Source organism: Pectobacterium carotovorum (assembly GCF_900129615.1).
Classification (GTDB): domain Bacteria; phylum Pseudomonadota; class Gammaproteobacteria; order Enterobacterales; family Enterobacteriaceae; genus Pectobacterium; species Pectobacterium carotovorum.
The window spans coordinates 39,710-52,027 of record NZ_FQWI01000001.1 but is presented as its reverse complement, the minus strand read 5'-3'; the positions used below and the strand labels follow the sequence as shown (position 1 = coordinate 52,027).

The following is a 12,318-nucleotide window of genomic DNA, read 5'->3' as shown; positions in this document are numbered from 1 at the left end:
AAGCACCCAAGATGGGTGCTTTTATAAGGCTGGTATTTAAGACTAACGATTAGCCGTAAATATTAGCGCGGTCGCGGAGTTCCTTGCCCGGTTTAAAGTGAGGGACGTACTTACCTTCCAACTCAACTTTGTCACCCGTTTTCGGATTACGACCTACACGCGGTGCACGGTAGTGAAGTGAAAAACTGCCAAACCCACGGATTTCAATACGGTCGCCTTCGGCTAGCGTAGAAGCCATTTGTTCGAGCATTTCTTTCACTGCATCCTCAACCACTTTGGCTGGGATATGAGATTGCTGTCCAGCAAGCCTTTCAATAAGTTCAGACTTGGTCATAGCTCCTCCAAGTGCGGTTATCAATAACCAGGATAACTGACTACCGTTACAAGAATGAGCAACTTACGTTGCTCATTCCACCGTAGTGATTACTCGCCTTTAGCTGCTTTGAACGCTTCTGCCATCGCGCTGGAGAAATTGTTTTCTTCCGGCTTGTTGTTAACAGTTGCGATTGCATCTTTCTCGTCAGCTTCGTCTTTCGCACGAACAGACAGGCTAACAACGCGGTTTTTACGATCAACACCGGTGTATTTCGCTTCAACGCTGTCGCCAACGCTCAGTACCAGAGTTGCATCTTCAACACGGTCACGTGAAGCGTCAGAAGCACGCAGATAGCCTTCAACACCGTCTGCTAATTCAACTGTAGCACCTTTGGCGTCAACTGCTGTAACTTTACCAGTAACAATAGCACCTTTCTTGTTAACAGACAGGTAGTTATTGAACGGGTCTTCAGCCAGTTGTTTCACGCCCAGGGAGATACGCTCGCGCTCTGCGTCAACCTGCAGAACAACAGCGGCGATTTCATCACCTTTCTTGAATTCGCGAACGGCTTCTTCGCCAGCCACGTTCCAGGAGATGTCAGACAGGTGCACCAGACCGTCGATGCCGCCGTCCAGACCGATGAAGATACCAAAGTCAGTGATAGACTTGATTTTACCTTCAACGCGGTCGCCCTTGTTGTGAGTTTCTGCGAACAGCTGCCATGGGTTGGATTTACACTGTTTCAGGCCCAGAGAGATACGACGACGTTCTTCGTCGATGTCCAGAACCATAACTTCCACTACATCACCAACGTTAACAACTTTGGATGGGTGGATGTTTTTGTTGGTCCAATCCATTTCAGAAACGTGTACCAGACCTTCAACGCCTTCTTCGATTTCAACGAAGCAGCCGTAGTCAGTCAGGTTGGTCACGCGGCCAGTCAGACGCGTGCTTTCTGGGTAACGCTTAGCGATAGCGACCCATGGATCTTCGCCCAGCTGTTTCAGGCCCAGAGACACACGAGTACGCTCGCGGTCGAACTTCAGCACTTTAACAGTGATTTCGTCGCCCACATTGACGATTTCGCTTGGGTGTTTAACACGTTTCCAAGCCATATCAGTGATATGCAGCAGGCCATCAACGCCGCCCAGATCAACGAATGCACCGTAGTCAGTAAGGTTCTTAACGATACCTTTAACTTCCATGCCTTCCTGCAGGTTTTCCAGCAGTTGATCGCGCTCAGCGCTGTTTTCAGATTCGATAACTGCACGGCGGGAAACAACAACGTTGTTGCGTTTCTGATCCAGCTTGATAACTTTGAACTCAAGCTCTTTGCCTTCCAGATGCAGCGTATCGCGAACCGGACGAACGTCTACCAGAGAACCTGGCAGGAACGCACGAATGCCGTTCAGCTCAACAGTGAAACCGCCTTTAACTTTACCGTTGATAATACCGGTAACAGTTGCAGCTTCTTCGTAGGCTTTTTCCAGCGTCAGCCATGCTTCATGACGTTTAGCTTTTTCGCGAGAAAGCAGCGTTTCACCGAAGCCATCTTCGATAGCGTCCAGAGCAACGTCAACTTCATCACCAACCTGAATTTCCAGTTCGCCCTGTGCGTTCTTGAATTGCTCTACCGGAATGGCAGATTCAGATTTCAGACCGGCGTCAACCAGTACGACATCTTTATCAATAGCAACAACAACACCACGTACGATGGAACCAGGACGGGTTTCGATTTCTTTCAGGGATTCTTCAAAGAGTTGAGCAAAAGATTCAGTCATGTTTGATAATCTTAAGGGTTTCAATTTAACGTCCATCTGGCATCCTGCTCGATGGGGTTGTTTAACATGCCCCGCTGTGCATCCTTACAGCGAGGTAAAAATTCAGTTTTCTGTGATTACGCTAAAATTTCGCGGGCATAAGCCAACGCGCGCGCTATCACTTCATCGATTGTCATTTCCGTTGAATCCAGCACCAACGCATCGGCAGCAGGCACTAACGGCGCAACGGGGCGGCTGCGATCGCGCTCATCCCGTTCTTTTATCTCAGACAAAAGACGTTCAAAGTTAACATTAAAGCCCTTCCCCTGCAACTGTAGCATGCGACGTTGTGCACGTTCTTCCGCACTGGCATCCAAAAAAATCTTCACTGGCGCATCAGGAAAGACTACCGTTCCCATGTCTCGACCATCAGCAATCAACCCCGGAGCCTCGCGGAATGCGCGCTGCCGACGTAATAATGCCTCACGAACGCGAGGGAAAGCTGCGGCCTGAGACGCCGTGTTGCCTACCGCTTCAGTACGAATTTCATGGCTAACGTCTTCACCTTCCAGGATGACTTTCAGTTGCCCGTCTTCTGCAACAAAGCGCACATCAAGATGAGAGGCTAACGGAACCAGCGCGTCTTCCGAACCGATATCCACATGGTGGTGCAATGCCGCCAGAGCCAAAACACGATAGATAGCCCCCGAGTCCAGCAGGTTCCATTGTAAAGCTTCAGCCAATGCCTTACACAAAGTACCTTTGCCTGCGCCGCTCGGTCCGTCAACCGTAATTACCGGTGCCATCACCGTCATTTCTCTCTCCTTTAATACTGGGAAGTTCCGCTTATGCCGTTTTATGGCATCACGGAGCCTCATTATACGCATCAATACAGAGAAAGGTTACCCCAATGCCGGAATGGCGGGAAAAATAAGGCATTCTCTGAACGCGGTGCGCAATTTCAGAAGAAAAGTTGAGCGTAACTCGGGGAAATCGATAAAGGAAAAAGGCACGGAAACCGTGCCTTAGAGAGGAATCAAGCCAGCTCGCTGAGACGCGCCAGTTGTTCAAAGTAGTCAGGAAAGGTTTTAGCCGTACATTTCGGATCCAGAATCGTAACTGGCGTATCCGATAACGCGACCAGCGAGAAACACATCGCCATACGGTGATCGTTGTACGTGCCGATTTCTGCCGCTTTCAGTGTGGTCGGCGGCGTAATGCGAATGTAGTCATTACCCTCTTCCACTTCCGCACCAACTTTACGCAGTTCAATCGCCATTGCCGCCAGACGATCGGTTTCTTTCACGCGCCAGTTGTAGATATTACGCAGTGTAGTGGTGCCACCTTGAGCGAAAAGCGCCGCCGTCGCGATAGTCATCGCAGCATCAGGAATGTGATTCATATCCATGTCGATCGCGTGCAGTTCACCACGTTCGCATTCGATATAATCCTCACCCCAGCGCACGGTCGCACCCATTTTTTCCAACACATCAGCAAAGCGAATGTCGCCTTGTACGCTATTACGGCCTACGCCGGTCACACGCACCACACCGCCTTTAATCGCCGCTGCGGCCAGGAAGTAAGAAGCCGATGACGCATCGCCCTCCACCAGATAATCCCCCGGTGAACGATACTGCTGGCGACCCGCAACGAAGAATCGCTGATAATTTTCATGACGTACTTCAATACCAAACGCTTTCATCATATGCAGCGTGATATCGATATACGGTTTGGAAACCAGATCGCCCTGAATGCTGATTTGCGTATCCTGCTTAGCCAGAGGCGCAGTCATCAACAGCGCGGTCAGGAACTGGCTTGATACGCTGCCATCTACGCTGATTTCACCGCCCTGAAAACCGCCGTGCAGACGAAGCGGTGGGTAGTTTTCCTGCTCCAGATAGTCAATCTTCGCTCCGCCCTGACGCAGTGCATCGACTAGATGCCCGATCGGGCGTTCTTTCATCCGCGGCTCGCCCGTCAGTACAATATCGCCATCTGTCAGACACAACGCGGCAGCCAGTGGGCGCATCGCTGTACCTGCATTCCCTAGAAACAGTTCCAGCGGTTGCGATGCCGTAAACGCCCCACCCAGACCCGTAATCTCACACACCGTCCGGTCAGACGACAGATGATACTCCACGCCCAGCGCCGTTAGAGCGGTAAGCATATGGCGAACATCGTCACTGTCTAACAGGTTAGTCAACCGGGTCTTTCCTTCAGCCAAGGCCGCTAGCAAAAGCGCACGGTTAGAGACGCTTTTTGAGCCAGGAAGGTTAAGGGTACCGTTAATCAGTTTGATGGGTTGTAGCGTCAGGGATTCCTGCATGTAAAGCCTATTCTTTCAACGTGGACATAAAAACCCCGGAAAGTCCGGGGCTGATCAAAATGTATCGAGGGGCGGTCTTAATCAACCGTGGCGACGCGCGAAGTCAGCCATAAATTCTGTCAGCGCTTTCACGCCTTCCAGCGGCATCGCATTGTAGATAGAAGCACGCATGCCGCCCACTACGCGATGGCCTTTCAGCGCGTGCAGACCTGCAGCGACTGATTCTTCCAGGAAGACTTTATCCAGCGCAGAGTCCGCCAGCAGGAACGGCACATTCATGCGAGAACGGTTCGCTACCGCGACGTCATTACGATAGAAATCGTTACCGTCAATCGCGCTATACAGCAGGTCGGCCTTCTCTTGGTTACGTTTTTCCATTTCAGCCAGACCGCCGTACTCTTTCAGCCATTTGAAGACCATGCCGGACAGGTACCAGGCAAACGTTGGCGGCGTGTTAAACATGGAGTCATTGTCCGCCAGAACCTGATAATCCAGAATCGATGGCAGCTCACGGCGCGCTTTGCCCAGCAAATCTTCACGCACGATGACCAGCGTCAGACCGGCCGGGCCGATATTTTTCTGTGCGCCAGCATAGATCACGCCGTAACGGCTAACGTCAATACGGCGAGACAGGATGCTGGAAGAATAGTCGGCGACCACAATTTTATCGCCAAAGTCCGGCTCTTCTTCGATCGCAATACCGTCAATAGTTTCATTCGGGCAGTAATGTACAAACGCCGCGTCATCAGACAATTTCCATTCACGCATCGGCTTAATGCCGCGCAGATCGCCTACGCGCGTTTTCACGTCAATCACGTTAGGTGTGCAGTATTTTTCTGCTTCATTGATTGCGCTGTGTGCCCAATATCCACCGTCGATGTAGTCAGCAGTTGAGCGTTCGCCCAGAAGATTTAACGGTACTGCCGCAAATTGCGCACGCGCACCACCGTGGCAAAAAAGCACTTTGTAGTTGGAGGGGATTTTCAGCAAATCACGCAGATCTTGTTCGGATTCAGCGGCAACCTGCATAAACTCTTTACTGCGGTGGCTGATTTCCATGACCGATGTACCCAGGCCATTCCAATTACACAATTCCTGTTCAGCACGACGCAGTACTTCAACCGGCAGCATTGCTGGACCGGCGCTAAAATTAAAAATCTGAGTCATTTCCCCTCACCACACCTGAAAAATAGCGGCTCTTTTTATCACCGTTGTTACAAATACCATTTTTATAAACCTGACGGTTATAAAAATACCGCTGTTACAAGATAGTAGTTATAACGGAACAACCGCCATAACCACACTACTTTTACCCTGCTATCGGTTTTATCACTCGTCAATCGCGGCTGCAACGCTTATTGCGCTTTCATTATGCAAAACGGCACGTTACGCAGCCTGTTCTTTTTCACTGTTGCCGATCTGTTATGAATAAATAGAGTCTGAACAGAAAAATCCGTATCATGCCGCTTCCGCTAATCTCGATAAGAGTGAACACCATGACTCAAACGTTTATCCCAGGCAAAGACGCCGCCCTGGAAGATTCCATCGCCCGTTTTCAACAACAGCTCCAGGACCTGGGGTTTAACATCGAAGAAGCGTCATGGCTGAACCCGGTGCCAAACGTCTGGTCTGTCCATATTCGAGACCGCGATTGCCCGCTTTGCTTCACTAACGGTAAAGGTGCCAGTAAGAAAGCGGCACTGGCCTCTGCGTTAGGTGAGTATTTCGAGCGTCTGTCCACCAACTATTTCTTTGCTGACTTCTATCTCGGCAAAAGCATCGCTAACAGCGATTTCGTTCACTACCCGAATGAAAAATGGTTCCCTATTCCGGAAGATGATGCGCTACCGGAAGGTATTCTGGATGCCCGTCTGCACCAGTTTTACGATCCTGAGCAGGAACTGAGCGCCAGCGATCTGATCGATCTGCAATCCGGCAATGCCGACAGAGGCATTTGCGCGCTGCCATTTACGCGTCAGTCCGATCAGCAAACTGTCTATATTCCGATGAACATCATCGGTAACCTGTACGTTTCTAACGGGATGTCCGCAGGTAACACCGCCAATGAAGCCCGCGTTCAGGGGCTGTCTGAAGTGTTTGAGCGCAGCATCAAGAACCGTATCATTGCCGAATCCATCAGCCTGCCAGAAATTCCGCAAGAGGTGCTGAACCGCTACCCGGGCGTGGTCGAAGCGATTGCAACGCTGGAAAAAGAAGGTTTCCCGATTTTCTCTTACGATGCCTCACTGGGCGGGAAATATCCGGTTATCTGCGTGGTGCTGTTTAACCCCGCTAACGGCACCTGCTTTGCCTCCTTCGGCGCACATCCTGACTTCGGCGTGGCGCTGGAGCGTACCGTTACCGAGCTGCTGCAAGGCCGTGGCCTGAAAGATCTGGACGTGTTCACCCCACCGACGTTCGATGATGAAGAAGTTGCCGAGCACGCTAATCTGGAAACCCACTTTATCGATTCCAGCGGTCTGATCTCTTGGGATATGTTCAAGAAGCAAGCGGATTATGAATTTGCCGACTGGAGCTTTAAAGGATCGACGGAAGAAGAATTCGCTACATTGATGGCGATCTTCAAGCAGGAAGATAAAGAAGTCTACATTGCTGACTATGAGCATCTGGCTGTTTATGCCTGCCGCATCATTGTGCCGGGAATGTCGGACATCTACCCTGCCGACGATCTGTTGTTAGCCAATAACAGCATGGGCGCTCATCTGCGTGACACGCTGCTGGCGCTGCCTGACAGCAAATGGGAAAAAGAAGACTATCTGACGCTGTTGCAGCAGCTGGATGACGAAGGGCTGGATGACTTCACCCGCGTACGCGAGCTGCTCGGCATTGCCACCGGCAAAGATAATGGCTGGTTTACTCTGCGCGTTGGCGAACTAAAAGCCATGCTGGCACTGGCCGGCGGCGATCTGGATCAGGCGTTAAGTTGGACAGAGTGGACGCAGGATTTCAACGATTCCGTCTTTACGGCACAGCGCAGCAACTACTACCGTTGCCTACAGACCCTGCTGTTACTGGCACAAGAGCCTGAGCGCGATCCGGCAGAATATTACGATGCCTTCACCAAAATGTACGGCAGTGAGACCGTCGATGCCGCTAGCGCTGCGGTTGCTGGCGAAGCATGCTTCTATGGTCTGTTTGCCGTGGATGACACCTTTACTTCTTTACCTGCGCACCAGTCGCTGCTGGCAGCCTATGAAAAACTGCAACAGGCGAAACGTCGTTATTGGCAAGCAAAATAATGCCAGAATGATGAAGTCAGCACGCGTCTTATATCGATGAGTGCGTTCGAGTGCAAATAGCCACCGACCAATAGCCCTTTATCTTAAAGGGCTATTTTATTATCCAGAGGGCAATATTTATTATTCGTAATGCATAATCAGAACATTGTTATTGAATGGTGAAATTTTAATTAAATTGCATCGACAAGGTGGTACTGAAATTCTACAAAACATGATTTTTATTAACGCTAAATCGGTAGGTTTAACGTATACCATTCAACTCTTTTTATAAAATTTAAAATATTTTTTTATTATAAAATTCAATAAATTAACCATAAAATCACCGTATCCCACCCTACTTACCAACCTGTTAATTTCTTGCAATATGATCCACGTCAAATTTTACCGTATACTGCTTTGTTAGTATCTCAACGCTGATAATTTTTAAGAGAGAGTTAGTGTGAAAGCTGACAACCCCTTTACTCTATTACTCCCGGCCGCCATGGCAAAAGTTGCTGAAGACGCCGGAGTCTATAAAGCTACAAAACAACCGTGTACGACGTTTTATTTAGCGATCACTGCGGGTGTGTTTATTTCGATCGCCTTCGTCTTTTATATTACGGCTACCACAGGGACCGCGACGATTCCTTTCGGCATCGCGAAGTTGATCGGTGGTATCTGTTTCTCCCTTGGCCTCATGTTGGTTGTCGTCTGCGGTGCGGACTTGTTTACCTCAACCGTTCTCATCGTGATTGCCAAAGCCAGTGGACGTATTACCTGGAAGCAACTAGCCTGTAACTGGGCAAATGTCTATGTCGGTAACCTGATTGGCGCGCTTTTCTTCGTTGGGCTTATCTGGTTCTCGGGAGAGCACATGGTCGCAAACGGTGCGTGGGGGCTTAACGTCCTGCAAACAGCTGAACACAAACTTGAACACACGTTCGTTGAAGCGCTGTGTCTGGGGATTCTGGCCAACCTGCTGGTTTGTCTGGCCGTGTGGATGAGCTATTCCGGCCGTACGCTTACCGACAAAATGTTTGCCATGATTCTGCCTGTCGCCATGTTTGTTTCCAGCGGCTTTGAGCACAGTATCGCCAACATGTTCATGATTCCTATGGGCATCGTTATCAAAAATTTTGCGGCCCCGGAATTCTGGAATGCCATTGGCATGGTGCCGTCTCAGTTTGAACATTTAACCGTTAGCCACTTTATTACCGATAATCTGATTCCCGTCACCCTGGGGAACATCATCGGCGGCGGCGTAATGGTCGGTTTGACATATTGGGTAATTTATTTGCGCGGTGGAGACAAGCACCACTAAGGTGCAATCGGCCGCAACGTCGGGTTTTAAGAAATCCATATCAAAGGTAGGTGTAAAATGACCGAGCTGAATGAAAAATTGGCCAATGCATGGCAAGGCTTTAGCAAAGGTGAATGGCAGGATAACGTCAACGTTCGTGACTTTATCCAGAAAAACTACACGCCGTATGAAGGTGATGAGTCTTTCCTGGCTGGCGCAACCAAAGCGACCTCAGCGCTGTGGGACAGCGTCATGGAAGGCATCAAACAGGAAAACCGTACTCACGCACCTGTTGATTTTGATACCAATGTTGCTGCAACTATCACGTCTCACGACGCGGGATACATCAACAAAGGTCTGGAAAAAATCGTTGGTCTGCAAACTGACGCTCCGCTGAAACGTGCGTTAATTCCGTTCGGCGGCATCAAAATGGTTGAAGGTTCATGCAAAGTTTACGGTCGTGAACTGGATCCTCAACTGAAAAAAATCTTCACCGAATACCGCAAAACGCACAACCAGGGCGTGTTCGATGTTTACACTCCAGACATCCTGCGTTGTCGTAAATCAGGCGTTCTGACTGGTCTGCCAGATGCCTACGGCCGTGGCCGTATCATCGGTGACTACCGTCGCGTTGCGCTGTACGGTATCGACTATCTGATGAAAGACAAGTTTGCCCAGTTCACTTCTCTGCAATCCAAACTGGAAAACGGCGAAGATCTGGAAGCAACAATCCGTCTGCGTGAAGAAATTGCCGATCAGCATCATGCACTGAGCCAAATTAAAGAAATGGCTGCTAAATATGGCTGTGACATTTCTGGCCCAGCAGCGACAGCTCAGGAAGCCGTGCAGTGGACTTACTTCGGCTACCTGGCAGCGGTGAAATCACAGAATGGTGCGGCAATGTCCTTCGGACGTGTCTCTACCTTCCTGGATATCTACCTTGAGCGCGATCTGGCAGCAGGCAAAATCACTGAGGAAGAAGCTCAGGAAATGATTGACCATCTGGTCATGAAACTGCGTATGGTGCGTTTCCTGCGTACGCCTGAGTATGATGAGCTGTTCTCTGGTGACCCAATCTGGGCAACAGAATCTCTGGCCGGTATGGGTCTGGATGGTCGTACTCTGGTGAGCAAAACCAGCTTCCGCTTCCTGAACACCCTGTACACCATGGGGCCGTCTCCAGAGCCAAACATGACCATTCTGTGGTCTGAAAAACTGCCACAAAGCTTTAAAAACTATGCGGCTAAAGTCTCCATCGATACCTCTTCTCTGCAATATGAGAATGACGATCTGATGCGTCCTGACTTTAACAACGATGACTACGCCATTGCTTGTTGCGTAAGCCCGATGATCGTTGGCAAACAAATGCAGTTCTTCGGTGCCCGTGCAAACCTGGCGAAAACCATGCTGTACGCGATTAACGGCGGCGTGGACGAAAAACTGAAAATGCAGGTTGGTCCGAAATCAGAACCAATCAAAGGCGACGTTCTGAACTTCGACGAAGTGATGGATCGTATGGATCACTTCATGGATTGGCTGGCTAAACAATACGTCACCTCTCTGAACATCATTCACTACATGCACGACAAATACAGCTACGAAGCGTCGCTGATGGCACTGCATGACCGTGATGTGTTCCGTACTATGGCGTGTGGTATCGCGGGTCTGTCTGTTGCTGCTGACTCCCTGTCTGCCATCAAATATGCCAAAGTTAAACCAATTCGTGATGAAGATGGCCTGGCTATCGACTTTGATATCGAAGGCGAATATCCACAATTCGGTAACAACGATTCTCGCGTAGATGAACTGGCTTGTGACCTGGTTGAACGTTTCATGAAGAAAATTCAGAAACTGAATACCTACCGTGGCGCAACACCAACGCAGTCTGTTCTGACCATCACCTCTAACGTGGTATATGGTAAGAAAACGGGTAACACGCCAGACGGTCGCCGCGCAGGTGCGCCATTTGGACCAGGTGCTAACCCAATGCATGGTCGTGACCAGAAAGGTGCCGTTGCTTCTCTGACTTCTGTTGCCAAACTGCCGTTTGCTTACGCGAAAGATGGTATTTCTTATACCTTCTCCATCGTCCCTAACGCGTTGGGCAAAGACGACAACGTGCGTAAAGCTAACCTTGCCGGCCTGATGGATGGTTATTTCCACCACGAAGCTAGCATCGAAGGCGGTCAGCACCTGAACGTCAACGTCATGAACCGTGAAATGCTGCTTGATGCGATGGAAAACCCAGAGAAATATCCGCAGTTGACTATCCGCGTATCTGGCTACGCAGTGCGTTTCAACTCACTGACGAAAGAACAGCAACAAGACGTCATTACCCGTACTTTCACTCAGTCAATGTAATTTCCATGACTGTCTGAAAAGGCGTAAAATAAAGGCTCCACGTCAGTGGGGCCTTTTTCTCACCCTCGCTTGTCGTTCAGATTGTTAGCCTGTTTTGCCAGCCCGCTATGTTGCTTCCTTCATGTGGATGGCTCGCAAAACAGATTCGACGCAGCATCTGTCACACGGTGTTCTTCTGTCAGTAATCCCTGTCAGATCGATACTTGCTTTCTTATGACTGCGCTCATAAAGACCGCTATTGTCCGGTCAAATTTGGAGAAAACCTCGCAATGTCAGTAATCGGTCGCATCCACTCTTTTGAATCCTGTGGCACCGTCGATGGCCCAGGCATCCGTTTCATCATCTTCTTTCAAGGCTGCCTGATGCGCTGCCTGTATTGCCATAACCGTGATACCTGGGATACGCACGGCGGCAAGGAAGTGACGGTTGAAGAACTCATGAAAGAAGTCGTGACCTACCGCCACTTTATGAATGCATCCGGCGGTGGCGTAACAGCATCCGGCGGTGAGGCCATTCTCCAGGCCGAATTTGTGCGCGACTGGTTCCGTGCCTGTAAGGCAGAAGGCATCAACACCTGTCTGGACACCAATGGCTTCGTGCGCCGCTACGATCCCGTCATTGACGAGCTATTGGACGTCAGCGATTTAGTGATGCTCGATCTGAAACAAATGAATGACGACATACACCAGAATTTAGTTGGCGTATCCAATCACCGTACTCTGGATTTCGCTCGCTATTTGGCAAAGCGCAACCAGCGTACCTGGATACGTTATGTCGTCGTTCCCTGTTGGTCTGACGATGATGCGTCCGCACACAAACTGGGCGAATTCACCAAGGATATGAAGAACATCGAGAAAATTGAGCTTCTCCCCTATCATGAACTTGGCAAACACAAGTGGATTGCGATGGGTGAAGAGTACAAATTAGACGGCGTTAAACCGCCAAAAGCCGATACGATGGATCGCGTTAAATCGATTCTTGAAAGCTACGGTCACAAGGTCATGTACTAGCCTCTG

General features: G+C 49.8%; 9 protein-coding genes. 4 read left to right on the top strand and 5 right to left on the bottom strand.

From position 1 onward, the window contains the following. Positions 1–49 precede the first annotated feature (49 nt). From ihfB to serC, 5 genes are all read right to left on the bottom strand, one after another. Positions 50–334, bottom strand: coding sequence for an integration host factor subunit beta (ihfB, locus tag BUB06_RS00215; RefSeq protein ID WP_005967571.1), 285 nt, complete (start codon positions 332–334; stop codon positions 50–52). Between the two features lie 89 nt (positions 335–423). Continuing rightward, complete coding sequence (rpsA, locus tag BUB06_RS00210) at positions 424–2,097, bottom strand: 30S ribosomal protein S1 (RefSeq protein ID WP_010277167.1); 1,674 nt, start codon at positions 2,095–2,097, stop codon at positions 424–426. A 116-nt stretch (positions 2,098–2,213) separates the two neighbouring features. Continuing rightward, the gene (gene cmk / locus BUB06_RS00205; protein WP_010277170.1) at positions 2,214–2,891 is read right to left on the bottom strand and encodes a (d)CMP kinase; all 678 of its coding nucleotides are present in this window, start codon (positions 2,889–2,891) and stop codon (positions 2,214–2,216) included. 221 nt (positions 2,892–3,112) lie between these two features. Further along, positions 3,113–4,402 carry a 3-phosphoshikimate 1-carboxyvinyltransferase gene (gene aroA, locus BUB06_RS00200; protein WP_039472682.1) on the bottom strand — a complete coding sequence of 430 codons (1,290 nt, stop codon included), beginning with the start codon at positions 4,400–4,402 and terminating at the stop codon, positions 3,113–3,115. 81 nt (positions 4,403–4,483) lie between these two features. Next, positions 4,484–5,569, bottom strand: a complete 1,086-nt coding sequence (serC, locus tag BUB06_RS00195; protein WP_039472681.1) for a 3-phosphoserine/phosphohydroxythreonine transaminase — start codon at positions 5,567–5,569, stop codon at positions 4,484–4,486. Positions 5,570–5,898: 329 nt separating this feature from the next. On the opposite strand from serC, the gene ycaO reads away from it, so the two are divergent. The 4 genes from ycaO to pflA all read left to right on the top strand — a co-directional run bounded on the left by ycaO (position 5,899) and on the right by pflA (position 12,312). Continuing rightward, positions 5,899–7,662 (top strand): 30S ribosomal protein S12 methylthiotransferase accessory factor YcaO, encoded by a 1,764-nt coding sequence (gene ycaO / locus BUB06_RS00190; RefSeq protein ID WP_039472679.1) that lies wholly within the window; start codon positions 5,899–5,901, stop codon positions 7,660–7,662. Positions 7,663–8,101: 439 nt separating this feature from the next. Continuing rightward, complete coding sequence (gene focA / locus BUB06_RS00185) at positions 8,102–8,962, top strand: formate transporter FocA (protein WP_010277178.1); 861 nt, start codon at positions 8,102–8,104, stop codon at positions 8,960–8,962. 57 nt (positions 8,963–9,019) lie between these two features. Beyond that, positions 9,020–11,302 (top strand): formate C-acetyltransferase, encoded by a 2,283-nt coding sequence (pflB, locus tag BUB06_RS00180; RefSeq protein ID WP_039472674.1) that lies wholly within the window; start codon positions 9,020–9,022, stop codon positions 11,300–11,302. A gap of 269 nt (positions 11,303–11,571) precedes the next feature. Beyond that, complete coding sequence (gene pflA, locus BUB06_RS00175) at positions 11,572–12,312, top strand: pyruvate formate lyase 1-activating protein (RefSeq protein ID WP_039472672.1); 741 nt, start codon at positions 11,572–11,574, stop codon at positions 12,310–12,312. The last annotated feature ends 6 nt before the right edge of the window (positions 12,313–12,318 follow it).